The sequence below is a fragment of the Mesorhizobium sp. M0659 genome (genome assembly GCF_040320605.1).
In the GTDB taxonomy this organism is placed as follows: domain Bacteria; phylum Pseudomonadota; class Alphaproteobacteria; order Rhizobiales; family Rhizobiaceae; genus Mesorhizobium.
Genome location: NZ_JAMYPY010000012.1, coordinates 1 through 26,025, shown reverse-complemented (window position 1 = coordinate 26,025; position 26,025 = coordinate 1). Strand labels below are relative to the sequence as shown.

24 protein-coding genes and 2 pseudogenes are annotated in these 26,025 nt (G+C 60.0%); 12 read left to right on the top strand and 14 right to left on the bottom strand.

What is annotated here, in order from left to right; genetic code table 11:
• The first annotated feature begins 37 nt into the window (after nt 1-37).
• The 11 genes from NKI31_RS19665 (at nt 38) to groL (ending at nt 12,028) form a co-directional block, all read left to right on the top strand.
• Entirely contained in the window at nt 38-1,006 is a 969-nt protein-coding gene (locus NKI31_RS19665) for an NUDIX hydrolase (RefSeq protein ID WP_023673634.1), read from the top strand.
• 67 nt (nt 1,007-1,073) lie between these two features.
• Nucleotides 1,074-2,048, top strand: coding sequence for a quinolinate synthase NadA (nadA, locus tag NKI31_RS19660; protein ID WP_352499300.1), 975 nt, complete (start codon nt 1,074-1,076; stop codon nt 2,046-2,048).
• Nucleotides 2,045-3,586 carry an L-aspartate oxidase gene (locus tag NKI31_RS19655; protein WP_352499299.1) on the top strand — a complete coding sequence of 514 codons (1,542 nt, stop codon included), beginning with the start codon at nt 2,045-2,047 and terminating at the stop codon, nt 3,584-3,586. The genes nadA and NKI31_RS19655 overlap by 4 nt, the downstream gene beginning before the upstream one ends.
• Complete coding sequence (nadC, locus tag NKI31_RS19650; RefSeq protein ID WP_352652374.1) at nt 3,586-4,440, top strand: carboxylating nicotinate-nucleotide diphosphorylase; 855 nt, start codon at nt 3,586-3,588, stop codon at nt 4,438-4,440. The genes NKI31_RS19655 and nadC overlap by 1 nt, the downstream gene beginning before the upstream one ends.
• A gap of 91 nt (nt 4,441-4,531) precedes the next feature.
• On the top strand, nt 4,532-5,545 hold the full coding sequence (gene bioB, locus NKI31_RS19645) for a biotin synthase BioB (RefSeq protein ID WP_352652373.1): 1,014 nt from the start codon (nt 4,532-4,534) through the stop codon (nt 5,543-5,545).
• Entirely contained in the window at nt 5,542-6,693 is a 1,152-nt protein-coding gene (locus tag NKI31_RS19640) for an 8-amino-7-oxononanoate synthase (RefSeq protein ID WP_352652372.1), read from the top strand. Before bioB ends, NKI31_RS19640 begins: the two co-directional genes overlap by 4 nt.
• Nucleotides 6,690-7,325, top strand: coding sequence for a dethiobiotin synthase (gene bioD, locus NKI31_RS19635; RefSeq protein WP_352652371.1), 636 nt, complete (start codon nt 6,690-6,692; stop codon nt 7,323-7,325). Before NKI31_RS19640 ends, bioD begins: the two co-directional genes overlap by 4 nt.
• Entirely contained in the window at nt 7,325-8,590 is a 1,266-nt protein-coding gene (locus NKI31_RS19630; RefSeq protein WP_352562583.1) for an adenosylmethionine--8-amino-7-oxononanoate transaminase, read from the top strand. The genes bioD and NKI31_RS19630 overlap by 1 nt, the downstream gene beginning before the upstream one ends.
• On the top strand, nt 8,587-9,570 hold the full coding sequence (gene bioZ, locus NKI31_RS19625; RefSeq protein ID WP_352652370.1) for a 3-oxopimeloyl-[acyl-carrier-protein] synthase BioZ: 984 nt from the start codon (nt 8,587-8,589) through the stop codon (nt 9,568-9,570). Before NKI31_RS19630 ends, bioZ begins: the two co-directional genes overlap by 4 nt.
• A gap of 431 nt (nt 9,571-10,001) precedes the next feature.
• Nucleotides 10,002-10,298 (top strand): co-chaperone GroES, encoded by a 297-nt coding sequence (groES, locus tag NKI31_RS19620; RefSeq protein ID WP_019863563.1) that lies wholly within the window; start codon nt 10,002-10,004, stop codon nt 10,296-10,298.
• Nucleotides 10,299-10,363: 65 nt separating this feature from the next.
• Complete coding sequence (gene groL, locus NKI31_RS19615) at nt 10,364-12,028, top strand: chaperonin GroEL (protein WP_286460910.1); 1,665 nt, start codon at nt 10,364-10,366, stop codon at nt 12,026-12,028.
• A gap of 590 nt (nt 12,029-12,618) precedes the next feature.
• Here groL and NKI31_RS31860 read toward each other — a convergent pair.
• The 14 genes and pseudogenes from NKI31_RS31860 to NKI31_RS19540 all read right to left on the bottom strand — a co-directional run bounded on the left by NKI31_RS31860 (nt 12,619) and on the right by NKI31_RS19540 (nt 24,647).
• Nucleotides 12,619-12,783: a hypothetical protein gene (locus tag NKI31_RS31860; protein WP_502896854.1), complete on the bottom strand. Its 165-nt coding sequence runs from the start codon at nt 12,781-12,783 to the stop codon at nt 12,619-12,621.
• A gap of 171 nt (nt 12,784-12,954) precedes the next feature.
• Nucleotides 12,955-13,631, bottom strand: a pseudogene (locus NKI31_RS19600) (IS6 family transposase).
• Between the two features lie 177 nt (nt 13,632-13,808).
• Nucleotides 13,809-14,495, bottom strand: a complete 687-nt coding sequence (locus NKI31_RS19595; protein WP_023679590.1) for a response regulator — start codon at nt 14,493-14,495, stop codon at nt 13,809-13,811.
• Between the two features lie 718 nt (nt 14,496-15,213).
• On the bottom strand, nt 15,214-16,254 hold the full coding sequence (gene virB11, locus NKI31_RS19590; protein WP_352515378.1) for a P-type DNA transfer ATPase VirB11: 1,041 nt from the start codon (nt 16,252-16,254) through the stop codon (nt 15,214-15,216).
• Complete coding sequence (gene virB10, locus NKI31_RS19585) at nt 16,238-17,377, bottom strand: type IV secretion system protein VirB10 (RefSeq protein WP_352652369.1); 1,140 nt, start codon at nt 17,375-17,377, stop codon at nt 16,238-16,240. The genes virB11 and virB10 overlap by 17 nt, the downstream gene beginning before the upstream one ends.
• Nucleotides 17,370-18,254, bottom strand: a complete 885-nt coding sequence (locus NKI31_RS19580; RefSeq protein ID WP_352515380.1) for a TrbG/VirB9 family P-type conjugative transfer protein — start codon at nt 18,252-18,254, stop codon at nt 17,370-17,372. The genes virB10 and NKI31_RS19580 overlap by 8 nt, the downstream gene beginning before the upstream one ends.
• Nucleotides 18,251-18,964 carry a type IV secretion system protein VirB8 gene (locus tag NKI31_RS19575; protein ID WP_023785251.1) on the bottom strand — a complete coding sequence of 238 codons (714 nt, stop codon included), beginning with the start codon at nt 18,962-18,964 and terminating at the stop codon, nt 18,251-18,253. The genes NKI31_RS19580 and NKI31_RS19575 overlap by 4 nt, the downstream gene beginning before the upstream one ends.
• On the bottom strand, nt 18,961-19,119 hold the full coding sequence (locus NKI31_RS19570; RefSeq protein WP_081726271.1) for a type IV secretion system lipoprotein VirB7: 159 nt from the start codon (nt 19,117-19,119) through the stop codon (nt 18,961-18,963). Before NKI31_RS19570 ends, NKI31_RS19575 begins: the two co-directional genes overlap by 4 nt.
• 27 nt (nt 19,120-19,146) lie before the next feature.
• On the bottom strand, nt 19,147-20,034 hold the full coding sequence (locus tag NKI31_RS19565) for a type IV secretion system protein (protein ID WP_352652368.1): 888 nt from the start codon (nt 20,032-20,034) through the stop codon (nt 19,147-19,149).
• Nucleotides 20,035-20,089: 55 nt separating this feature from the next.
• Nucleotides 20,090-20,773, bottom strand: a complete 684-nt coding sequence (locus tag NKI31_RS19560; RefSeq protein ID WP_352652367.1) for a TrbJ/VirB5 family protein — start codon at nt 20,771-20,773, stop codon at nt 20,090-20,092.
• Nucleotides 20,774-20,786: 13 nt separating this feature from the next.
• Nucleotides 20,787-23,156 (bottom strand): type IV secretion/conjugal transfer ATPase VirB4, encoded by a 2,370-nt coding sequence (gene virB4 / locus NKI31_RS19555; RefSeq protein ID WP_352652366.1) that lies wholly within the window; start codon nt 23,154-23,156, stop codon nt 20,787-20,789.
• Nucleotides 23,156-23,482, bottom strand: coding sequence for a type IV secretion system protein VirB3 (locus NKI31_RS19550; RefSeq protein ID WP_023679584.1), 327 nt, complete (start codon nt 23,480-23,482; stop codon nt 23,156-23,158). The genes virB4 and NKI31_RS19550 overlap by 1 nt, the downstream gene beginning before the upstream one ends.
• Nucleotides 23,482-23,787, bottom strand: a complete 306-nt coding sequence (virB2, locus tag NKI31_RS19545; protein ID WP_023673707.1) for a pilin major subunit VirB2 — start codon at nt 23,785-23,787, stop codon at nt 23,482-23,484. Before virB2 ends, NKI31_RS19550 begins: the two co-directional genes overlap by 1 nt.
• A 74-nt stretch (nt 23,788-23,861) precedes the next feature.
• Nucleotides 23,862-24,647, bottom strand: coding sequence for a type IV secretion system lytic transglycosylase VirB1 (locus NKI31_RS19540; protein WP_352515384.1), 786 nt, complete (start codon nt 24,645-24,647; stop codon nt 23,862-23,864).
• Nucleotides 24,648-25,940: 1,293 nt separating this feature from the next.
• Between NKI31_RS19540 and NKI31_RS19535 the strand changes: the two are divergent.
• Nucleotides 25,941-26,025: pseudogene (locus NKI31_RS19535) on the top strand (DNA-binding response regulator); the annotation flags it as partial.

Genomic DNA, 26,025 nt, shown 5'->3' with positions numbered 1-26,025 from the left:
ACTAAATCGATTAAGGTGCCCCCGAGCTGGCCAAATAATGGACGATCAGGCAATAGGACTCAGGAAAGACAGAGCCGCCGGCAAGGCCGACAACGTCAAAGTGGACTTGATCGCCTTTGTGGTCGCCGTAAACGGCAGTCAACCCTGTGTCCTCACCATCGGCCAGGCGGACACCTTGCCCTCCGGTCCCTTTGCGCTTGAGCACCGATCGCTGCAATCCGGCTTGAGGGGGTGGGTCGAGCAGCAAACCGGCCATCGGCTGGGGTACATTGAGCAACTCTACACGTTCGCGGATCGGGATCGCATCGGCGCCGAGCGCCAGCAGCGCGTCATCTCCATCAGCTATCTCGCATTGACGCGCAAGGAACAGGCAGCGGGCTCGCCCAAGTGCGGATGGCAGAGTTGGTATGAATATTTTCCATGGGAGGACCACCGCTCCGGCACGCCTGCGGTCGTGCTGGACGTTCTGCGGCCGCGCCTGATCGAATGGGCAAACGGCGTTGGCGATTCGGCCACGCGACGTGAACGCTGGCAGCGGGCGACGATAGCCTTTGGCTTCGACGACCGCCTTTGGAACGAGGAACTCACGCTTCAACGCTATGAGTTAGTCTACGAAGCAGGCCTGGTCCAAGAGGCCGTAAGAGGGCGGGACGCAGGACCCCCGCCGCTGGTGCCCAGCAAGTCCATGGTCGCCGATCATCGCCGCATCGTGGCGACCGGCATTGCGCGGCTGCGCTCCAAGATCAAATACCGCCCAGTCGTCTTTGAGCTGATGCCGCCGGTCTTCACGCTTTTGCAGCTGCAGCGAACCGTGGAGGCGCTCGCCGGCAGGCTCATCCACAAGCCGAACTTTCGCCGACTGATCGAACAGCAGGAGCTGGTCGAGGAGACCGGAGAGGCCACCACTGAGACCGGCGGCCGGCCAGCGAAGCTTTTCCGTTTCCGCCACGCCGTTCTCGACGATAGGCTCATCGCCGGGACAAAATTGCCGCTGGCGCGGGGTTGACATCCCTTATACTCACAGCAAGTATATGCTGGTTATTTTCAATTAGAGTATAAGCGGGAGGGGGTCGATGGGCGCCATGCTGCCTACGGCCGCGTTGCTCTACGAGCGCGTCCGACGAGTGATCCCGCCGATCGAATGGCCGGCTTTCGCCGAGGATATCGAGGCGATCCTTGCGCTGAAGCGCGAGCGCAACGCGATCATCCTGGCGCACAACTATCAGACGCCCGAGATCTTCCACTGCGTGGCCGACATCGTCGGCGACAGCTTGGCACTAGCCCGCACGGCTGCGACGGTCGAGGCGCAAGTCATCGTGCTGGCCGGCGTCCATTTCATGGCCGAAACGGCCAAGCTCCTTAATCCGGGCAAGACCGTGCTCATTCCGGATCTCAGCGCCGGTTGCTCGTTGGCGGACTCAATCACGGCAGAAGACGTGCGCTTGATGCGCCAGCGTTATCCCGGCGTTCCGATCATCACTTATGTAAATACGTCCGCCGAAGTGAAGGCCGAGTCGGATATCTGCTGTACATCCGGCAACGCCAAGGCGGTCGTCGAATCCCTTGGGGTTCTCCGGGTGATCATGTTGCCGGACGAATATCTGGCCCAGAATATCGCCGCCCAGACAGATGTGCAGATCATCGCCTGGAAAGGGCGTTGCGAGGTGCATGAGCGCTTTACACCGGCCGACATCCGCGAGTTGCGCGAAAGCCATCCCGGCGTGGTCGTGCTCGCCCATCCCGAATGCCCGCCCGACGTCGTGGCTGAAGCAGATTTTTCCGGCTCGACGGCTGCCATGTCCGACTATGTCGAAAGGCAAAGGCCGCCACGTGTCGTGCTGATGACGGAATGCTCAATGAGCGACAACGTCGCGTTAGCGCACCCAGAGGTCGAGTTCATCCGGCCCTGCAATTTGTGCCCGCACATGAAGCGGATCACGCTTGCCAACATCCGCACCGCGCTCGAGCAGAACCACCATATCGTAACGGTCGAACCCGGGATCGCCGGGCGCGCGCGGCTAGCGGTCGAACGGATGCTGGCAGTTTGAGCGCCGACCTCCGCAGCTTCTTCGGGCGGCCCATCATCATCGGCGGCGGCATCGCCGGACTGATGACCGCGCTTCAACTGTCGCCGGAGCCGGTGCTTCTTCTGTCAAGGTCGCTGCTGGGAGCTGACAACTCGAGCAACTGGGCCCAGGGGGGCTTGGCTGCAAGTTTCGGCGAAGACGACGATCCGGCAATGCACCTGGCCGATACGGTTGCCGCAGGGGATGGTCTCTGCGACAGAGACGTGGCGAGCCGCATCCTCCAAGCCGCGCCCAAGGCCATAGAGGGGCTTGCGGGCTTTGGGGTTCGCTTTGACCGCACGCCGGAAGGATCACTGTGCCTCGGATTGGAGGCCGCACACAGCCGACGTCGCATCGTTCATGCGCATGGGGACGGCACCGGGCGTGAGATCATGCGTGCGCTGATCGCGGCTGTGCGTTCCACTCCGTCGATAGTTGTCGTGGAGGGCGTGGAAGCGCGCCGGCTCGCCGTGCGAGAGAATGCGATCCGAGGCGTCTGGGCGAGCTGTTCGATCGCACCTTTCTTCTTCGGCTCACGGCGGGTCGTCCTCGCCACCGGTGGCATCGGGGGACTGTTTCTCGACACCACGAACCCTTGGGGCAGTTGCGGACAAGGCCTTGCGCTTGCGGCCCGCGCTGGAGCTGTCCTAGCCGACCTCGAATTCATCCAGTTCCACCCGACCGCCCTTGACGGCCCAGAACGCCCTATGGCGCTGGTCAGCGAGGCTGTGCGAGGCGAAGGTGCTGCCCTGATCGATGAAACCGGCCAGGCTTTTCTCCAGAGCGTGCCAGGGGCGGAACTTGCGCCTCGCGATGTCTTGGCCCGCGCCGTGTGGAACCATCTTGCGGACGGCCACCATGTTTTTCTCGATGCCCGACAACGGCCAGGCCCGGCATTCGCTCGACATTTCCCGACAATCGCATCAGCCTGCCTTGGAGCGGGCATCAATCCCGCGCGCGATCTCATCCCCATTCGTCCGGCCCAACACTACCACATGGGTGGCGTTGCCGTGGACAGCTCGGGCAGGACCTCCGTCAAGGGGCTGTGGGCCTGCGGCGAAGTCGCTTCGACAGGACTGCATGGCGCCAACAGGCTCGCCAGCAATTCCTTGACCGAGGCAATCGTGTGCGCCCGCTGGGTCGCTGAAAGCGTCGCCGGAACGCCTGCGCGCAGAACAAGGCCTGCGTTTGCGAACGTCTACCCACCGCCCGCTCCGATAGCCGTGCGCGTTTTTCTGTCGCGCGCACTCGGCATCGTCCGGGATGGTCAAGGGTTGAAAGCAGCCGCGCGTGCCTTATTGCCGCTCGCCGAAAGCAAGGATGCGGTCTCGGATCCGGCGGCTGTCGGGCTAATGATTGCTGTTGCCGCCTTGTTGCGCGAAGAAAGCCGCGGCGCTCATTACCGGACAGATTTTCCTCATCATGCGACTGCCGCCCGACGGTCCGAAATCACGCTCGAAGCCGCCTTGGCGGCTGCGCGGGCACTCGGACACTCGCCAAGCTCCGAAGGTGCAAAGTGATGATGCTCTCACCGCTCCCCACGGTCCTGCTTGAGCCGCTTGTCCGGGCATCTCTTCTTGAAGACCTTGGCAGAGCCGGCGACTTGACCACGGACGCCATCGTCCCGAAGGAATACCAAGCGGGAACCGTGTTGGTGGCGCGAAAGTCCGGAGTTGTCGCCGGCATCGATCTGGCGATGCTCGCTTTCGGCATGATTGATCCTGGTGTCGAAATCTCCGTGGAGCGGGCAGACGGCTGCAATGTCGTGGATGGAGAGGTCATTGCATCAGTGGTTGGCCCGGCCCGAGCCATTCTCACAGCGGAAAGGACGGCACTCAATTTTTTGTGCCATCTGAGCGGCATCGCCACAGCGACGGCATCGATCGTCGCTGCGGTTCGTGGATATGGCGCGAAGATCGTCTGCACCCGCAAGACAACGCCCGGATTGCGGGCAGTCGAAAAGTATGCCGTGCGCGCAGGTGGCGGGTCCAATCACCGCTTCGGCCTGGACGATGCAATTTTGATCAAGGACAACCACATCGCCATCGCAGGCGGCGTCCGGCCAGCGCTCGAGCGAGCACGAAGAGCGGCCGGTCATCTCGTCAAGATCGAAGTCGAAGTCGATACTCTGGCCCAGTTGGAGGAGGTACTTGGCTTCGCTCCCGATGCGGTTCTGCTCGACAACATGTCCCTCCCCGATCTTCGCCGCGCCGTCGCAATGGTCGGTGGCCGCGCTATCACCGAGGCTTCTGGCGGGATCACGTCGCATACAGCGCGAGCGGTTGCCGCGACCGGCGTTGATCTGATTTCGGTCGGCCGACTCATCCACAGCGCGCCGATCCTGGATATCGGCCTCGACCATCGGGGCTCATGATTGTCTGAGTAACGAACAGGATTGGGTCAACTATCCTTTCCGATCATCATAGTCAGATAGCAAGACCCGCAAGACAGACCGGAGGAACAGCATGGAGATGCAAACGGCAAGTTCAACGCAGACATCGCCGCACGCTCAATCGCCTGACCCGCCTGACGCTGGAGCGTGGACCTTGGAGAAGGCTCAGGCACTTTACCATGCCCCCTTCAACAATCTCCTCTTCCTGGCGCAGACCGTGCACCGCCAGAATTTCGATCCAAACAAGGTCCAGCTCAGCCGGCTGCTCAGCATCAAGACCGGAGGATGCCCGGAGGATTGTGGCTATTGCAGCCAGTCGGCGCGTCACGAAACCGGGTTGGAGGCGTCCAAGCTGATGGATGTCAGGCGCGTCATCGCCGAAGCGACCAAGGCGCGTGATGCCGGCGCCACCCGTTATTGCATGGGCGCGGCCTGGCGAAACCCCAAGGCGCGCGACATGGATGCCGTGGTGGCGATGGTCGAAGGCGTCAAGGCGCTGGGCCTGGAGACCTGCATGACACTCGGCATGCTCGATCTTGAGCAAGCCGCTCGACTGAAGCAGGCGGGTCTCGACTACTACAACCATAACATCGACACGTCAGAACGCTACTATAGCGAGATCATCGGTACGCGGAGCTTTGCCGAGCGGCTCGAGACGCTTGAGCACGTTCGCAAATCCGGCATCAAGGTCTGCTGTGGAGGCATTGTCGGCATGGGCGAGGAGCCGGTGGACCGGATCGACATGCTGGTGACGCTGGCCAATCTGCCGGAACATCCGCAAAGCGTTCCAATCAACATGCTGATCCCGATCGCCGGTACGCCGCTTGCAGACGCCAAGCCCATTGAGCCGATCGAATTCGTGCGCGTGATCGCGCTGGCGCGCATCATGATGCCGAAATCGCATGTCCGTCTGTCCGCCGGCCGCACCGCGATGACCGACGAGATGCAGGCGCTGTGCTTTTTTGCCGGCGCCAACTCAATCTTCTTCGGCGACACGCTGCTGACGGCGGACAATCCCGGTGAGGACAAGGATACCCTGCTGTTCCGGCGCCTTGGCATCGATCCGATGGAACTCGAGGCGCAATGAACGGGGCGCCGCTTGCCCGTTATGATGCGACCTTGCAGGGGCTAGCGCGCAAGGACCGGCTGCGGACGCTTTCGCCCCGCGCCGGGCTGGACTTCTCGTCGAACGACTATCTCGGGCTGGCCGCGTCCAGAAGACTTGGCGATGCGGTTGTAGCGGCGATTGCGCGGGGCACGCCGGTTGGCGCCACCGGGTCGCGGCTGTTGCGCGGCAATGCACCGGAACACGAGCAGCTCGAGGCAGATGCGGCGGCATTCTTTGGAGCCGACCGCGCGCTGTTCTTCGGCAGCGGCTACATCGCCAACTTCGCTCTGCTGAGCGCCCTGCCGCAGAAGGGCGATCTTTTGGTTCTCGATGAGCTCGCCCATGCCAGCATGCATGAGGGTGCGCAGGCCGGACGCGCGCAATTCGTGCTGGCCGCGCACAACGACGTCGATGCTGTCGAGGATGCGATCACGCGCTGGCGCGCTGAAGGCGGCATGGGGCGCATCTGGATCGCGGTCGAAAGCCTCTACAGCATGGATGGCGACCGCGCGCCGATGGCGAGCCTGATGGCGCTTGCCGATCGGCACGAGGCATTCATCGTCGTCGACGAGGCGCACGCCACTGGCGTCTGGGGACCGGACGGCCGGGGGCTGGCCGCCGCATTCGAGGGCCGCGACAACATCATTGCCCTCCATACCTGCGGAAAGGCGCTCGGCTCGTCCGGCGCACTGGTCACCGGACCGGGAACGCTGTGCGATTATCTCATCAACCGTTGCCGGCCATTCATCTACGCCACCGCGCCATCGCCACTGATGGCGGTCGTGGCGCGCGAGGCACTCGCAATGCTGGCCGACGAGCCTATGCGGCGTGTTCAGCTGCATGAACGCGTCGCCAGCGCCGGCCGGTTGGTCAATCGCTGGGGTGTGACACCAAGTGGCTCTCAGATCCAGCCCTTAGTAATCGGCGATGTCAGGCGCACCATGGCAGTGGCGGCGCGCCTGCAGGCCCGCGGCTTCGACATACGCGGCGTTCGTCCTCCGACCGTGCCCGAGGGCACGTCGCGGCTGCGCATCTCACTGACGCTCAATATTGGCGAAGCCGACATTTCCGCCATGGTCGAGGCGCTGGTCGAGGTGTTGGCCCAAACATCACCGGAGGCGATATGACCCAACGCATTGTCATCACCGGAACGGATACCGGAGTTGGCAAGACCGTGTTTGCGGCTGGGCTCGCCGGTTTGCTGGACGGCTTTTACTGGAAACCGGTGCAATCGGGCCTCGACGGCGAGACCGACCGCGAGGTTGTCGCGCGGCTTGCCGGCTTGCCCTCAGAGCGCGTGCTGCCGGAAGCCTACCGCTTGCGGAGCCCGCTGTCGCCGCATCGTTCGGCCGAGATCGACGGCGTGGCGATCAAGGCTGCCGATCTTGCTTTTCCCGTCCTACCGACGCCGCTCGTCATCGAAGGCTCCGGCGGCCTGATGGTGCCGCTCAACCGGCGCACAAGGTTCATCGACATCTTCGCTGAATGGCGGCTGCCCGTTATTCTGTGCGCCCGCACCACGCTCGGCACCATCAACCACACCTTGCTCTCGGTCGAGGCGCTCCGCGCCCGCTCCATCCCGTTGGCGGGCATCGCTTTCATCGGCGATGAGATGGCCGATACGCAACGGACCATCGTGGAATTCAGCGGTGCGCCGCAGCTCGGCAGGCTGCCGCACCTGGATGTGCTGACGGGCAAAACACTGAGGGACGCAATGGTTGCCGGCTTCGCCTTCGCCTCGATTGCTGGAGGTGACTGATGTCGCAGTCTCATGTGTGGCATCCCTTCACCCAGCACGCGCTCGAGCCTGCGATCCCAGAAATCGTCCTGACTGAGGGCGCCTATCTCCACAGGGCCGACGGCGCCCGCATCCTGGACGCCATCTCCTCCTGGTGGGTCGTCACACATGGCCACCGCCATCCCCGCATCATGAAGGCAATCGAGACAACCGCGTCGAGCCTCGACCAGATTATCTTTGCGGGCTTCACGCACGAGCCGGCAGAGCGCTTGGCCAAGGCGCTTGTCGGCCTCGCTCCCGCTGGACTCGACTGGGTGTTCTATTCCGACAGTGGCTCGACCTCAGTCGAAGTCGCGCTGAAGATGGCGCTCGGTTATTTCCGCAACATCGGCGCGCCGCGCTCGCGCATCGTCGTCATGGAGCACAGCTATCATGGTGACACGATCGGAACGATGAGCGTCGGTGCGCGTGGCGTGTTCAACGCCGCCTACGAACCCTTGCTGTTCGAGGTCGACATAATCCCCTTTCCGGCCGCGGGGCACGAGCAGGAGACGCTGGATCGTTTCCAGGCTGTGACCCGCGATCGACGAGCCGCAGCCTTGATCGTCGAGCCGCTGGTGCTGGGCGCCGGCGGCATGCTGATGTATCCAGCATCGGTTCTGGCCGAATTGAAGAAGATCACTGAGGCCTCCGGCACGCTGCTGATCGCCGACGAGGTGATGACCGGCTGGGGACGCACCGGAACCATGTTCGCCTGCGAGCAGGCATCGATTTCTCCAGATATCCTGTGCACCTCCAAAGGCTTGACCGGCGGCACCATCCCGCTGGCCGTAACGCTTGTCACCGATGCCATCTTCCGGGCGCACTATTCCGAGGACCGGAAGAAGACGTTTTTCCATTCGAGCTCCTACACCGCCAATCCGATTGCCTGTGCGGCAGCACTCGCCAATGTCGAGATCTGGCGCGACGAGCCAGTGGCCGAGCGGATCACGGCCTTGAGCGTGATGCAGGCCGTCGGGCTGCAACGCTTTCGGGACAATCCATATTTTGCCGGCTGTCGAGCCACGGGAACGATCGCGGCGCTCGACCTGCGAACCGGTTCCGCAGGTTATCTCGCCGAGATTGGTCCGAAGCTGCGCGCTTTCTTCCTCGAGCGCGGCCTGCTTGTGCGCCCGCTCGGCAATGTCCTCTACCTTCTGCCACCCTATTGCATCGCAGACGACGAGCTCGAACGAGTCTATGACGCCATCGAGGAGGCCGGGGAACGCTTCGGGTCCAGGCCATGAGCAAGTCGTCGCGCATTCTCGGACTTGGCCATCACGTGCCTGGGCGCAAGGTGGCCAATGCCGAGATCGAGAGCAATCTCGGCCTCGAGCCGGGCTGGATCGAAAGGCGTACCGGAATCCGTTCGCGCTTCTGGGCAACGGACGAAGACACGCTGTCGGGTCTTGCCACCCGGGCTGGCGACATGGCGCTGGTGAACGCCGGTATTGCGCGCCACGACATCGGTCTGCTGTTGCTTGCCACCTCGACGCCCGACCATCTTCTGCCGCCCAGCGCGCCGCTGGTCGCACACAAGCTTGGCCTTGGCCGCGCAGGCGCGGTCGATCTGACCGGCGCCTGCGCTGGCTTCATCTATGCGCTCATGTTTGCGGACGGGTTCACCCGCCTGCATGGCAAACCAGCGCTGGTCATCGCCGCCAACATTCTCAGCCGCCGCATCAATCCAGCCGAGCGCGCGAGCTCAGTCTTGTTCGCCGATGCCGCCGGCGCCCTGGTGATCGGTCAGTGCGATGATGCTGATCGGGGCATTCTCGGTGCCTCGGTGGCTTCGGACGGCTCGCGCTACGGGCTGATCCAGATTCCCGCAGGAGGAAGCAACACGCCGTTCCATGGCGACCTCGACCTCGGGCAGACCCGGATGACGATGACCGACGGGCCCGAAATATTCGCAAAGGCCGTCGAGATGATGACCGATTGCTCGACAACCGCGCTAGCCGCTGCGGGAGTGCGGCCACACAATGTCGGCCGGTTTGTGCCGCATCAGGCCAATACTCGGATTTTCGGCGCGGTCGGAAGAAACCTCGGCATTGCGGACCAAGCAATTGTCAAGACGATTGCCGAATACGGCAACTCTTCGGCCGCGACGGTCCCGCTGTCGCTCTCGCTCGCCAACCAGACGAAGCCATTCCAGCCAGGAGAGAAAATCCTTCTGGCGGCGGCCGGTGCGGGTCTCAGCGGCGGCGCTCTCGTGGTTGGAATGTAGTCGGCCGGCTCACGCGCGCAGGACTGGTCATGAATGGCAATAGGTGCAACAGAACCAATGCCAAAATGGCCTTCTGAAGCTCGACATGACCAAGCTGACGCAGCACGACCCGTGCGAGCCTCTGGATGAGTTCAAATGCAACACCCGTTGCACCAACCGTACCATCTGAATAAAGCTCAATTACAAAGGGTGAGCCGCCCCATATATGTCGGATACCCGACATTGTTCACATAAAAGGCTCGATGCTTACACGTTCTTTTCTGGCTGCTCTTTGCTGTCTTCTCTTTTCTCTTTGCTCTTTGCTCTTCCGTCTTGACTAGCAGGTGCCTGCGGCTTATCTCATTGCCGCGTTAGCACTCGCTTCGGCTGAGTGCTAGGCATGCTCCGGCAACGGAGCACCGTTCAACATCCGCACCAAGGAAATCCAAAAAATGGCAAAGTCGAATTTCCGGCCGCTGCATGACCGCGTGGTCGTACGCCGGGTCGAATCCGAATCCAAGACCGCCGGCGGGATCATCATCCCGGATACGGCGAAGGAAAAGCCGCAGGAAGGCGAGATCATCGCCGTCGGCTCCGGCGCTCGCGACGAAGCCGGCAAGCTGGTCCCGCTGGACGTCAAGGCCGGCGACCGCATCCTGTTCGGCAAGTGGTCGGGCACCGAAGTCAAGCTCAATGGCGAAGACCTTCTGATCATGAAGGAATCCGACATTATGGGCATCATCGGCTGATTATCGGCCTCACCGTCAACTGAATTCCCGGGCTTGAATCGCAAGCCCCTGCCAGGAGCTAAAAAATGGCTGCCAAAGACGTAAAATTCTCCCGCGATGCCCGTGAGCGCATGCTTCACGGCATCAACATCCTCGCCGACGCGGTGAAGGTCACGCTCGGCCCCAAGGGCCGCAACGTCGTCATCGACAAGTCGTTCGGCGCACCGCGCATCACCAAGGACGGCGTCACCGTCGCCAAGGAAATCGAACTTTCCGACAAGTTCGAAAACATGGGCGCGCAGATGATCCGCGAAGTTGCTTCGAAGACCAACGACATCGCCGGTGATGGCACCACGACCGCGACCGTCCTGGCGCAGTCGATCGTCCAGGAAGGTAACAAGGCGGTTGCCGCCGGCATGAACCCGATGGACCTGAAGCGCGGCATCGACCTGGCCGTGACCGAAGTCGTCGCGGCTCTCGGCAACGCTGCCAAGAAGATCAAGACTTCCGAGGAAGTTGCCCAGGTCGGCACGATCGCCGGCAATGGCGACGAGTCGGTCGGCAAGATGATCGCCGAAGCGATGCAGAAGGTCGGCAATGAAGGCGTCATCACGGTTGAGGAAGCCAAGACCGCCGAGACCGAGCTGGAAGTCGTCGAAGGCATGCAGTTCGACCGCGGCTATCTCTCGCCCTACTTCGTCACCAACGCCGACAAGATGGTTGCCGAGCTCGAGGACGTCTACATCCTCCTGCACGAGAAGAAGCTCTCCAACCTCCAGGCCATGCTGCCGGTTCTCGAAGCCGTCGTGCAGACCTCCAAGCCGCTGCTCATCATCTCGGAAGACGTCGAAGGCGAGGCTCTGGCCACGCTGGTCGTCAACAAGCTGCGCGGTGGCCTGAAGATCGCCGCCGTCAAGGCGCCGGGCTTCGGTGATCGCCGCAAGGCCATGCTGGAAGACATCGCCATCCTCACCGGTGGCCAGGTCATTTCGGAAGACCTCGGCATCAAGCTCGAGAATGTCGGCCTCAACATGCTCGGCCGCGCCAAGAAGGTGTCGATCTCCAAGGAGAACACCACCATTGTCGACGGCGCCGGCAAGAAGGACGAGATCCAGGGCCGCGTTGCCCAGATCAAGCAGCAGATCGAAGAGACCACGTCGGACTACGACAAGGAGAAGCTGCAGGAACGTCTGGCGAAGCTCGCCGGCGGCGTTGCGGTGATCCGTGTCGGCGGCGCGACGGAAGTCGAAGTCAAGGAAAAGAAGGACCGCGTCGACGACGCCCTCAACGCGACCCGCGCGGCCGTGGAAGAAGGCATCGTTGCAGGCGGCGGCGTCGCACTGTTGCGCGCTTCGGCCAACATCAAGGTCACCGGCGTCAATGCCGACCAGGCTGCCGGCATCAACATCGTTCGTCGTGCACTGCAGGCTCCGGCCCGTCAGATCGCTTCGAACGCAGGTGCGGAAGCTTCGATCGTTGCCGGCAAGATCCTTGACAACAAGGGTGCGACCTACGGCTACAACGCCCAGACCGGCGAGTATGGCGACATGATCGCCATGGGTATCGTCGACCCGGTCAAGGTCGTTCGCACCGCTCTCCAGGACGCGGCCTCGGTCGCCGGCCTGCTCGTCACCACCGAAGCCATGATCGCGGAGGCTCCCAAGAAGGAGTCGGCTGGCGGCGGCATGCCTGGCGGCATGGGCGGCGGCGGTATGGGCGGCATGGGCGGGATGGGCGGTATGGATTTTTAATCCAGCCCCTATCAACTTACAGCGGACAGGGCGGCAGCAATGCCGCCCTTTCCTTGTGTGCCGAATATGATCGAAACCTTGGAGTGCGTCCCGAGGATCTCGTTCGAGCCTCACCGCATGGTCGAGAATTAGGATCTTGTCCGATCGAGCAATTCGCGGGCTCAACCTGGTCAAACCGGCGCCCCCTACGAACTGCCCGATCCTTGAGGATTCCGCTGCGCGACAATCACGATGATTCATTCAGTTGGGGCTATAGGCGGTGAATCATGAGGGGTATTGAGGAGCGTGGCAAGGCGCCCATCTCGGCATTTAACTCCATCGAGCGTGATATCAGGGACAATTCTCTCATCGGAACCTGGCGGCTGGCGTTGAAGGACCCGGTGAATCATCCTGATCTATAGTGGAGCAGACGCGCTCTGAGCCTCAAGAGCGTTTCCTCCTCTGAGTATCCTTGATCTGCCGCTGGACATTCTCGTTGATATTGCTGAGCGGCTCAGCCCGATGGATCTGCTGAGGATTTCGCACACAAATCAAGAGCTGCGTGTCGCCGCGATGATAGTCGCAACGCCTCAAGAAAGGCGGATTCAGGTTCAGGCCATCTGTGGCAGCCCTTGCAACCGGGCTCCAGCAGCGTCGCGGACAAACGGGAACTGCGCGATCTTGCTCGACATGAGCGTGTCGAGCTGGTCGCGGATCGCCGTCAACTTCAGCCGATCCAGGATTGCGATCAGCAGGTCATGATCTAGGGTCGTCATCACCAGCTCCCTCCGGCCGCCGCTTCGTACTCGGCGAGTGGCCGCACCAAGGTGGCCGGGGGTGATCTTGATCCGCTCGGCGCGCACCGGCCCCTCGAAGCCGGCAACGCCGACAAAAGGCTCTGTCGCAAACCTGAAATGGGGTTGTGAACGGCCATTTTGGCCTGTCCGTCAGCCAGCGAGGATATCGCAACAGCGATCGACAGACTTGTAGGCATACCTCGCCTGTCGCTTGCCCATCATGTGGATCATCTTGATGCCGGAGAGGATAACCACGTCGTTCGCATGCGACTTGAACCCGAGCATGGATCGAATGCGGCTTGATACGCCGGTGATCCTGTTCGATCCGATTGTTTAGATGCCGGCTATTGTGGAGCGGATCGGCTTCAGCGGTCGCCGCGATCGCTGCCGCAGCCGGCTTTCAGCGTCGCAGGAAAGGATTGCTTCGTAATTGGTCTGGCTGCCGTCGATGACGATGCGCTCCGGCCGGCCATGGCGCGTCAGCGCCTTGCGGAGGAAGCGTTGGGCCGCCACCTGGTTACGGTTTTCGCGAAAGAAGAACTCGACCGTATCGCCGAGGATGTCGATAGCGCGGTAGAGATACCGCCGCGGACCTTGATGTACGTCTCGTCCAATGCCACTTGCTGCCGACCACACGCTTGCGCCGGTTGAAGCGCTCCAGCAGCTGCGGCGAGAAGTGGGCGACCCAGCGATGCACAGTGGAGTGGTCGACCTCCAACGCGTTAGGCCATCATCTCTTCCAGATCGCGCAGGCTCAGAGTGTAGGCCAGGTACCAGCGCACGCACAGCAGGATCACCGACTGGTCGAAATGGCGGCCCTTGAACATCACGTGCTCCTCCACAGCTGAGGCGTTTTTCTTGCCATGCTCGCTTACAAAAAGGTTTGCGACAGAGCCGTTCGAACCGCATGCCGACACCATCGTCAAGGGCGGCCGCGGTGTCCATTATGGCCACAAGCTCAACCTGACGACGGGCAGGCAGTCTGTTCTTTCAATTTAGACCAACTATGCGGATGCCGCCTCAGTCAATTCAAGAATGTAACCAATGCCGCGCATGGTCGTGATACGTGGCGTTGCACCTGACCTACTCAGGTGTCCACGTAAGCGATAGATTCCGACTTCAAGCGCGTTGGCAGATACCTCGTCGTTGAACGAATAGAGGTGATCTTCCAACTGCGCACGAGGCACGATGCGGCCTGCACGGATAAGCAGATGCTCTAAAATACATAGTTCGCGGCGTGCGATCTTCAGAGGATGACCCGAGACGGAAACCTGTCGGCCGATCGGATCGAAATTGAGATTGCCAAATACAACGATGGGGTCGGTCACCTGTGTCGACCGGCGCAGAATGGCTCTCATTCTGGCGATGAGCTCATCGAAAGAGACGGGCTTGAGCAGAAAGTCGTCCGCGCCACCGTTGAAAATTGCAATCCGCTTCTCGAGATCGTTGATGCTACTCATAATGAGGGTTGGAACTGAATGCCCGTTGCTCCTTAGCTGTCTCAGCCAGCCCAAGCCATCGCCATCTGGCAGAGCCAACTCCAGCAGGAGAATTTCATAGGTTGCGCAACAAAATGCCCTCGACGCCTGTTCCAGGTTGCCAACTACATCAACGGCAAAACCGCTATCCCCGAGCGCAACTCGCACAGCGCGCGTAAGATCCACATGATGATCAATGAGCAGCGTTCGCATTTCACGTCCTATCAAGGTCGGACAGGTCACCGTCCGCTGTAAGACCGGGGCGACAGCGGAAGTCGCGCAACTCTTCGTAGTGTTCGTAACGCTCTTTCCGATGGGTGATCGCGGGAGCATGCAAGCCGCACGCCTGCAATAGTCGGGGATGGAACACGTGAAGACCTGTTGACGGGCTGAAACCGTCGGTCGGCCAGCCCACAATGCCACCGACTCTGCCTGCGATTTCTCTGCGCATCGATCCTCCTATGGGTTGCGTCGCAAACTCCAGCTGAGGTCGCAAGGGCAGGTTGCGGCTTTGTTCATTGAGAGGACCCCCTGGAGGCAATACCAGGAGGATTCCCTATATGGCACTTCCCGATTTACCACCGGTCATTCCGAACCACGTTCGGCGGCTTTGAAGACCTTCATTGAGCGCGGCTACGTAAATCAAGGGTACGACCTGCCGGGTGTCGATGCCGCTTTTGAAGCAGGCATCGGCACCAGCTCGGTGAGCGTCGCCCGCGCAATTCAGCGGACGCGCTCGATACACCCAGTCGAATCGTGCCGCGACTTGCCGCGCCGACAGGGCGCCCGAAGACTTCAGACTTGTGACCGAAGGTCTACGCTCAGTCCTCCTCCCATTATCCACCTCCCTCAAATCAAAGTGGACGTTCAATCTGAACAAATTACGCCATCGTATCACAAACGACTTACCGATCCCCGACGTGCTCTAGCCTTAGTGCTTGTTAAGAAGGTCGGCTACTGTCTCTCCGCGTCGCCGGACATCGGCGGCGAGCCACACCTCCCCCACCTCATACACGTCGCCTTGGGTACGGAACGGCACAATGACGTCAATGGCAGCCGACAGCAGGTCAAGAAGCGTGTGGTCTTCCACAGCAGCTCCTTGCGGGCTGCTCTTGACGAGTGAAAAGAGCTTTTTAAAGCCTTGGACCGGATCCGCCCCATGAATCGTTGATATTGATCCCGCATGGCCGGAGACGACTTCGCTAAGGTAGGCCCAAGCAGCATCATCGCGCATCTCGCCAAGCAATATTCGATCAGGGCGCATGCGCAAGCTGGCTTGCAACAGTTGCTCGGCTGTCACCGCACCTACGCCTGCTCGGTCCTTCGGATAGAGTAACCGGACATGGTTCTCGTGCGGGATTGCAAGTTCGAGCGTGTCCTCGATACTTATCAGTCTCTCTTGCGGGGGTATAGCGTTGATCAAAGTCTTGCTCATTGTCGTTTTGCCGCTTCCAGTAGGTCCGCAAAGCAGCATCGTGAGCCGCCCGCAAACGCACGCTCGCAAAAATTGCTCCAAGTCACCATTGTCGTAGTGCTGAAGAATCGTTTCGTCCTGCCGCTCTTGACGCTCCTTTCGTGACCGCCATTGATTCCAACGCGAGTATTCGTAGCGAGAGGAAACTTCCTTGAGTTCGGTCACACGACTTGAGGGACGCCGTATCGTCAGGCTTATTGTTCCTGAGGGAACAGCGGGCGGCAAACAGATCTGCAGCCGCTCTCCGTTCGGCAGCTCAGTCGCACAGAGGGGGCTTTGCGGTCCGACATCTTGCTTGCGCAGCGCTCCAGCGAGGATCGCGATGTCCTCCAGATCGTCATAAGATAGCGGTAGCGGATGTTTCGTGAAAACGCCGGCCTGTCGGACAAAGGCTTCCCCAGGCCGGTTGATAGCGACCTCTTCGGTCCTTGGCTCCTCAAGCCATTTCAAAACAGGGTTGAGAAGCAAACGCAATTGAGGGTCAGCCTCCGGTCGCATTGTTGTCTCTCCGGCGTTCGCGATGTTGGGGGGCTGGCGCCACGGCGGTCGCTCTAAGATCGTATACATCCGAGAAATCGAGGTCCCGAGCCACAAAGATGGATACAGCATCTCCCTGGTTTTTCTTTAGAGTTGGCGGAACGTTGATCGTTGCTCTAAGGGTTGTGTCAACGGCTTGTCCGGCGTTGCTCTGGAAGCTGTTGATGCCGCTTCCTCCACCTGAGCTGCCAGCGTATTGACCGGCGGCCTGAAACGCGCCTTGAATGACGCTCATGAGCATTGCTCCGCCAAAGCGCTGCCAGAAGTGATTATCCACCGTGCCAGGCATTCCGGAGCGGCCGAGCTCGTCAGCGCCCGGCGATGCTAGCGAAACGAGGGCATGGTCAGGCGTTTCGATGCGCGTCCACAGCACGAAGACACGCGCATCCCCCTGTTGGAGACCACGCTGGATCTCGCCAATCACGGTCGTCCCGCGATCCAAAAGCACCACGTTGTTGGTGGCGCCGCGGACGTCTTTAGGTAAGACGCACTTCACATAACCCGGTAAGTTTGTGTCGACTGCCGTTTGCAAAATGCAGGGAATTATCGTTCCTTGAGTAATCACGAGATCAGGGTGCGGCAAAAGTGTGGCCCGGCTCGCCTCCTGTATATCTGGCTTCAATCGCCCCGACAGATCGCCAGCGTCTGAAATCTCATCCGAGGTTGCAGGAGCATCCCTATGGTTGTCTTCGCTCCGCTGACCGTCGTTGGGCATTTGACTGCTGCCACTGTAGGCGAAAATTGGTGTTTCCTCCGGCGGCGGATCAGCTGGCGCCGGAGGCGGCGTAGATGGCGCAGGATCTCCTGCCTGCGCCGCCTGTACGGGTGCTGGAGCTTCGGGAGCAATCTCAATCGGCACGGGGCGGAATGGCTCGGCGTCGGCGACAATTGGAGGTTTTGGCTGAGTTGGCTCGTCTTGTGTGCTGGGACGACCGCCGAGCCAGATGAGCGATAGAGATGAGATGAGAACAAGTGCAGCGACGGCCAACTTCTGCAATCCCGAAACATGCCGGCGGGCCGGCTCCGAGACCATCGATCCGGAGGCATGGACATCATGTCCCGACTGTGGGCCGGTTTCATTCATCGGCCGAGCCTTTCAAAACGCGCCACACGTCGGGTGTCACTGTACCGGTCCCTGGCGCTCGTCCCACAGGGTCATAAGCCCTGTTGAAAATGGACAAGACCGTATTGCCATCTCTCAGACGCCATTCCCGGGCGACTGCGGATACTTCAACATAGTCCCCTTTGACCGTGTAATTGGCAGCGGCTTCCTTGCCGTCGGGATTGATAATGTAGAGGGAGGGTATGCGGGAATTGCTTGCGAAGCCAAATACGGTGGTAAAGCCATTATCGAAAACTTCCAGCGGCGACAGCGATCGATCGCCCTTTGCGACGTAGTGAAAATTGCTTTCGTCCGGACTGGTAGTTGCGGCGGGCCGATTCAACAAATCCTGAACTCTCTCGTCGTGCAGCACTTTCGCCCGGGCCTGACCAAGAATCGAGCGCCTTTCTGCGTCCTTTCTCTGAGCAGCAGCCTCATCAGCAGGATAGGTGAACTGCACGCTGTAGTATAGGTCAGGTTGCTGCTCATCGAGTTTTGGCATCGCTCTCGTTGAAATACTGAAGACGTATCTCCGTGTACCGGACTCACTCTCGGCCAGCACGATGACCGGCTGCGGCGGGAGCATCCGGCTAGCCTTAAAAAAGAGATAGTTGGCGCGCGGGAGCGCAGCCAGGTCTTTGCTATTGGAAACGGCCACGGCTGCGACTGTCTCGTTGGCCGCGAATGTGACAACCAGCGTTGCCCCCACTGCGGTAGACAGGCGCACCACTTCGTCGGGACGGTAAGCCAGGTAGCGCATGCGCGCATCATGCTTGCCGGCAAGTGGTGTGTCTTCCGCGGACGCTTCCATCGTTAAGAAGAGTGAACAGACCAGCGCGAGAAACGCTCTTTTTGTCATGGCTGCACATAGCCCAGGTTCGATACGCTATCTTCCGAGCCTTGATAGGAAGTGACGAGTAGACCTCCCGGATTGGTGAGCCTCGATTGCCCAGGCAGACCCGTCAAGCGCTCGTAGCGGATGGTAGCTGTCCAGGTGGTCACTATCGGCATCTGCCCATCGACAACAAGCGTACGTTTGTAACGGATCTGTTGAACGTCCGGACTGATGTCGTTTGAGGAAATATGCCCGACCTCGAGCTTGCCGCGCTTGCCGACCGTGACTTGCGGCGAGGTGGGATTCGGATAGTTGAAGAAATCTTGATATTGCTGTCGCACAGCCGGCGCGCTGAAACTGGATACGAGGTCATAGGCGTATTGGGCTGTATCTGCTGTGTACCCCTCGCGCAGGCGTACATATTCCCACAGCGAAGCATTTATGACGGCTCGGTCTTGGGTTGCCGGCAGTCGAGAGACTGACACTTCGCTGTCGACGGTCCCATCCGGCCGGACCCAGAGGAACACAGGTACGAGCTTGGCCAACGGGACCATGGCAGCGATGGTAAATGCCTGGGCAACATTTCCTAGGACCGCCGCTGCGGCAAAGGCTATCAGGGCCTTTGACAGGCGCCGCGCAGACTTCGCTCGTGAAGTTTGAAACGCTTCCACCTTCTTATAGTGGGCGGCTAGCGTTTCTCTCTCCACCAGAAGGGCATGTTCAGGAAATTTCACTTTGGCTCTTCCGCGCATTCGACCCGAAGATCCTCAGGGGTGGTTTCCCATTGTCCCACGTTCAGTTGGAATGGGGCACCCGCGCACGTCGCAAGCCCATGGCTTGTCTTGCAGGCGGCCAAAGCGAGGATTGACAGAAGTAGGCAATATTTCATGTTTTTGGCACCGAGCTTGTCGATTGATTAACCACCCGCCGTTTTGGCAAAGTGGCGATTGAGGCTGTTAAGAGGTCGGTTCGCACCTCCCCAAGAGCCGCCGGCGATGCTGCTGGCGATCGTCGGAAGCGCGACGATCAGAGCGTCACCAGCTAGGAAAAGCATGTCGAGCTCGTAAAGCCCGATGATCTTGGCTGCTGTCGTGCCCGAGAATTTGATCATCAAAAGCATGGCTGCCAGCGAGACTGCTTCGGCAGCGATTACTATCGTTGCCACGATGTTGAGGAGGAGAAGCAGCAGCCCGTACGAGAGCAGTTGGCCGATCCATCTGGTGGCTATGTCTCGAGTGTGATCAAAAAGGTAGCCTACAAGGACCAGGGGGCCGATCGTCAAGAGCACCTTCGTCAGAATTCCAACGGCATCGTAGATCTCGAACGCTGTCCACAGCGCGCCATAGAAAATCCATTGCGCTCCCTCGAAAGCAAGTATGTCCTGGCCGTTCATAGGCCCAATTTCGGAAGCAATCAGCTGAAAGACATACTGGCTTGAAGCAAACATGAGATCGAGCTTCTGGGGGATTCCGGTGAAGGGCAAGTCGCTGCCACTGATGTCGTGAGCCAACCTCGGAATCGTGTCGTCGAAGAGCGCTTCAATGTACAACTGATAGTTGGCCTGCCCTAAGATAAGGGCGACGACAATCGACACCATGATTACGCGCGAGATAGCCCCGCGCGCATCGACTTGACCACGCATGACCAGAAAGCCTTGGATTATTATCCAAAGCGTGACACACGCCACCAGAGGCGCACTGACCGCCGCTTGGATCTTTCCAAGCACTTTGTGCAGCCCCAACGTGAAGGCCCCATGAAAGATCGCGTGTATAGTCGTGAATGGCGCGGGAATTTTGAAATTCATGGCGTGAGCCTGATGTGTCCCTGATCAGCGCAGCTGAGCCTGATGAACTCAGCGTTCACGGGAGGGGGTCAAAAATGCGAGCGGTGTCCCGATGTTCGCGACGCTGCGTGGCGGCCTCCTCAGCGGCGTGAAGGCTCCCTTGTGCAGTGGCCATCGTCAGCAGACTCGTGGCCTGGACATTTTGGATCATCGCATCGTGAATCTGCTTGAGGACCAGACCGTTGGTCACGGTGGCCTGCATAATATTTCCCGAGCGGGAAAGCTGACCAAGCGTGCCGGCGTTATCCTTAAGGCGCTTGTCCATTATGCCCAAAGTGTCGGCTGCAATAGCTGCGGCATTGGCGGCCCCAGCGATTTGTCCCTGTAACAGTTTCGCTTCTGAATCGGTGCCGTTGACTATCCGATTCGGGTCCTGCGCAATGTTACGGGCCATAATCGAAGCTGGCGCCCGAGCATCAAACATCTGCCCCTCCAGCTTATTGCTCGACGGGTAGTGATTTCCTTGGTTCAGTGAGCTTAGCAGTCCCGTGACAGCGAATGACGACGTTAGCATTGTCACCATTTCGATCGTGGTAGCGAGCGTCTCGATTGACCTCTCAAGGATCGCCGCATTGGAAATCGCTGTTAAGGTCGTTTGTATTTCTGTTCCAGGGTCGGTGACGATAAATTGCGACCGGGCCTGTCCGTGAAGCAGAAGGGAAGCAGCAAGGGTCGTTACTGCAAGTTTGGCAAGTTTCATGAATATTCCTCCGTCAGTCTTGAACTTCATGGTACCGGGCCATGAACTTGTCGAGCCACCCACTTGGGGCGTCTCCGTGCTGGTTACGAAGCTGGTCGGCAAAGCGCACTGTGTTGGCCCGCCCCGAGAGTACGGCTACGTACTCGCGCATCTGCCCAAGATCGAATTCGCAAACAATACTCCCGCTATCGCGCTTGAGCAAAAACTTGCGGCTGCCGATTGCCATTCCCTGGCGGATTGCCTCGAACTCCTGCGCAGTGCACTTCAAGCCATCGACATACGCAGAGCGGTCCGCCGTCGGTGATGGGTAGAAAATTTTCGTCATACATTGCGCAACGAGACTAGCTCCGAGAGGCGATTCCAGAACGTGTTCAGGCTGCTGCGTTGCGAGTATCAACATGCCGTTGTTTTTGCGGACCGTGAGCAAGAACTTGTCGATAGTGGCCGAGAATTGGGGGTTGAGTAGATAGAATCGAAATTCGTCGCAGCTCATGACGAACCGACGACCATCGACGATAGCGCCCACTCGATGCAGAAGGTATGCGGCGGCCGGTGCACAGACCTCCTCATATTCCAGGAGCTGCGTCATGTCGAAGCCCGTAATGGAGGCATCCAGCCTTACTTCGTCCACGTCGCCGTCAAAGGCCCATCCAAGCGCCCCCCCTCTACACCACCGCTGCAGCCGTGCTCCTGCGCCCTCGGAGGGGCTGTGCAATAGGAACTCGCGCAGGCCCGCAAGTGAGCGCATAGGGGGTTCGAACGAAAGCTGACGAACAATGCCGCGTTCCAGCCGACGGCTTTCCTCCGGCGAGATCGGACCACGGCCGTCACTCTCGATCAGGGCCATCAACCACTCGCGCAGAAAGTCCCGAGAGGCGGAGGTGTTGTCCAGTCCACGCAGAGGGGCCAAGCCGCTCGGAGCGCCTCTGCGCAACGCAAGATATGTCCCTCCCGTGGCTCGCACCAGCAGTTCACCACCCCGATCCTTGTCGAAGAAGACGATCGCACCATTGCGATCGACCAAGCTTTGCTCAAGCATCGCGAGGACAAAGGTCATCAGCGTCGTCTTGCCTTTGCCAACGGGCCCGAATATTGCCGTCATGCCGACGTCATTCTCATGGGGGATGTAGTCGAAAGAAGTTCCACCGTTTGTGCGAAAGCGCGCAACAGCATTGCCCCAGTGGCCGGAACTGGAACCGCTTGGGAAGTTCTCAAATGAGACGAGCCCGGCAAAATTGTGTGAGGTGATCGCCCCCGGGCGCGTGCGCCACCTGTTGTTCCCCGGAAGTTGGGACCAATATGCGGCCTCCATGCCGATGCCCTCTTGGACGATAACGGCGCCCGCGTCGGCCAGCCGTGCGCGGGCACTTGCTGCGCGATCTGCAAGGCTATTGAGGCTGTCGGCATAGACGCACAGGCTCAGATGATGCGAACCCATCACGAATTCGTTGCTTGCAAGTGCGTCCTCTGCCTCGGCAAGTTCATTGATCTGGGTGAGAGCCTTGTCGCCGGCACTCATCATCTGGCTGGACTTAAGGCTTAGTTTGGCATGAGCTTGTGGGCGAGTGAGGAAGGAAAAGCTCTGGCTCAGGACAAGCGGGAAGTTGGCGGACAGCAAGGAATTTAGCATGCCCGGCCGCGTCGTCGCCGGATATTCACGGAACGAAAACAACGATCCGACGGAGCTATCCCCGGGCCTTCGAATCTCAAGCGCCCGCTTCCCGCAGATGACCTGGTCAGTGTAGATCGAGGCGCCAAGTGAGCCGGTAACCATCGGAACCGGAAGAAACCGGCAAGTCATCATGAGCCGAAGCGCCTCGCCGATTTCCGTGAAGAGCACGTTGCCTTTCTCACGAATGCCCAACCGGCGCAGACCGTAACCGCCGAGTGCGCCAGCAATGATGTGCCAGAGGTCTTCCAGGCTCCGTATTTGGGTGGCTAGATCGTGCTCATTCCGTCTGCGGGACTTGGCAATCCGCAAGCCGATCTTGCCGATTGCGGTGCGGGGGGACACGATCAAAGTGAGGAAGTGATCGTTGCGAAAGAGCTTTCCCGACAGCACACGACGCTCGTAGGCCTCGCTCAGACTGCCAGCGAATGCACTTTGAAACTGGCGCGGCGCCGGCGCCGGCACATCGTTGTGTCTCACAAGATGAGCGTATATCGAGACATTGTCATCGGCGATGTTGCGCAAGAGAGTGTTGAACGCGCGGCAGCGCGAGTTGCGCATCTCAGCGTCTTCCAAATCAAAGGGCACACCGTTCACATGTGCCATGGCCATGATCGATCCGTCTTCCAGAAGGACAACCTTATCGCTTACGTGACCAACATACGGAAGGTAGATCTCGCCAGACCTCTCGGTCCGGCCGCTGGCGCCGAACATTACACCATTCCTCTTCCGCGTTTCGGCACTCTGATCGGATTGGCGCTGACGCTTGCGCCTCCCCAGACCGGCCCGTCCACGCTTCTGCCGGCCGTCTGCAAATAGAGCAGCACGACGCTTGCCGCGTTATAGTCACGCTCAACAACCAGCCGTGCTCCGAACCAGAGTGGCGCGAGAACGATTTCGTAGAGCGGGTTCTGAAGGATAATGATAACAAGCCCAGCCAACATCATGAGCAATCCGGCCAGCGTCAGCGGCACCCCCAGAAACAGTGCGGGGCGCGTCGCCGCCACATAGAGGGTGCTCACTTCCAACCGGTCGCTCATCAGCCACCGCCTATGAGCGCCTTGCCCAGGAAGCTGGCCCCGAACATGATGACGATCCCTCCAACGACACCCGCAACCAGGCCAAGTGAAGCACGACCGAACATCCAAGAGATACCGATGGCTACGAGCCCGAGCACGGCCAGTGATTGTCCAAAGGGGCCAAGGATGAACGTGCAGATATTCTGGACCATCTTGGCAGGATCCGTCCCTCCGGTCACCTGAGCCGCGGCTGGCCCGCTGTAGAAGACCGTCCACGCCGCGCCTGCAGCAGCGGCCGGTACATATTCAGCCGCCATGCGCAGCATGGAAAAAGGCGAAGGAACACGCGTTTTAAGCGCACGAAGTATCTTGAGTGGCGTCATCATTGCATCTCCATGTTTCAATCGAATACGAGTTTGTTCGGGTTCGCGGGTTCCCGTGCTTTCGCAGCCTGGCTGCCTGTCGGACCGGAGGGATCGGCCCCGGAGCGGTCTGGCTGATACGAGCCCCAAATGTCCCAAGAATCTTGGTTGGGCTGCTTCTTTCTATTGGCCTGTTGGCTCTGCTGGAGCAGAGGCGGCACGGCTTTCCGACCGGGTGCCTCAAGGTGCGGCACATCTCGAGCAGTCGGCTCCAGCGTTCGCTCAAGGAGACTTGAGATGTCCTTTGCGGCCGACTCGACCTTGCGTACATAACCGTTGGCGAAGCCACGCGTGACGTCGCCCGTGTTATAGGCCGAGATGGCACGGCGAAGCGCCAGTTGCTGTGCCACAGCAGTGGTGCCGCCGGCATACCGGCTTTCAAGCAAGTGGGCGGCAGCCGAAAGCGAGGCGCAGGGCTCGAAAGCCCTTTCCGGCGTAAGATTGAGCATGGCAAAGTTCTTGCTGTTTATCTGCATCAATCCAACATCGACAGAATGTTGTGCTTCGAGGCGTTCCTTGATGCCCCGCGTGGCTGCCAGGTGGTCTATCCAGCGAAGCTGCTCACCTGTGGTGTTGTCATGAGCCACCAGCGTGTCAAAGCCACTTTCAATCTTGGCAATCGCGGCGAGGGTGGACGGCGCAACCCAGGGAGCGCATTTGCGCGACAGGCTGTGGAACTCACGCGGAGAAAGTGGCGCGGGCTCGGCTGGGAGTGACATGGATGTCAACAGGACGATGGCCAGCGGCCAAGCTGCAATAAACATTCCCTATCACCTACCTTTCCAAGCCGCCGGACGGGTTCTGGCCCTGTCCGGCACGCGCTTATCGGGGAGGTTTGTTACCGTGTGATGTTCAAGTTCAGCTTTTCGGTTTCAACTGAAGCAAAGACCGTGTTCGTATCAGTTGGGTGAGCATCTTGCGCATGCGTGGGTGGCGCGGGCCCGATCAGCCAGCGACATCCGGAGCATCTTGGTACAATGACTCCTGTACAGGATTGCTCGTCCCGGCCGTCCGTTGCTCCTAGACTGTGGGCCGCGACTTCGGCGTCATGGATGGTACTTCTGTCAGCGCCAAGCCAAGGACAAAATGGGGAGCTTGGCGGGTTTGTTCAGGCTCGGGATCACCGTGGGGAATCGACGAAGGCGATAAAGCAGCCCAACTTTGCCGGTATGCTGCCGGTGCTTAAAGAGCAGCCATGCGCGGCCCTGCACACTCAGATCATTGCTTGAGACGCGAGCTCGTCCGCGAAGCTGGCTCGAAGGCGCAAATCCGCGGGGGGGCGAGGGTCAACTGGGAAGACGTGGCGGCGCAGCCCATCCTGGTGCGAGCCTCGTTCAGCTGTTCGGCCGCCGCCGCCAAAGGGTGGATCATGCACAGTCCCATCGGCAGATAACGGCACGTCATTGACGGAGTCCGACGGCGCAATGGACAAGCATAGTGACACGCTCAGGATGGAGGAGTTGCAGTAACTGAGAAATGTTAGCCCGGACGTTCACCGCAACCGGCGACCTGCCGGTCGCCGAACAGCATTTGAGGCCGCCGGCCACCTTGGACGAAGCCGGCTTGGCAGGAGACACACTATTTTGCACAAGGCCGCTGCAGCGAATCACGGTCTTCTTCCGCCGACCGCCTCTCCGATCAAGCCAAACGCCGCGCTGCTCAACCATGTCCGAGCTGGATCCACGAGCCGGAGGATATCGAGATGATCCAGGTCCGCAAACTCCAGGATGACCAGGATGCAAGGGCATAGCAGGAAACTTGGCATCCATGAGGTCGAACTTGAGTCGATATTGGCAGGCCTGCACCAACGGGGGAGCTCGAATCGAAAAAGCGAAGGACCACACGGCAGGGTCATGTCGGCGCTTGGACCTGTCTGGTGGCCACGGGCTGCCTTGGTGCGGTCAATTCGCTGGGGATGAAAAGAACAGGACGAGCACGGCCTCACATTGGCCGCACGCAACGGCGAGTGGTATCAAGGAGCAGCTGTTCTGGGTCGGTGCCCCAGGGTTGCTCGGCAACAGGTTTAGACAAGGGGATTCAAGATTGAAGGTGTGCCGTTGAAACATGTTCTTGTCATTGACGATGATGCCGCAATGCGGCGCCTCATCGCCGAGTATCTCACGATGCATGCCCTGAAGGTAA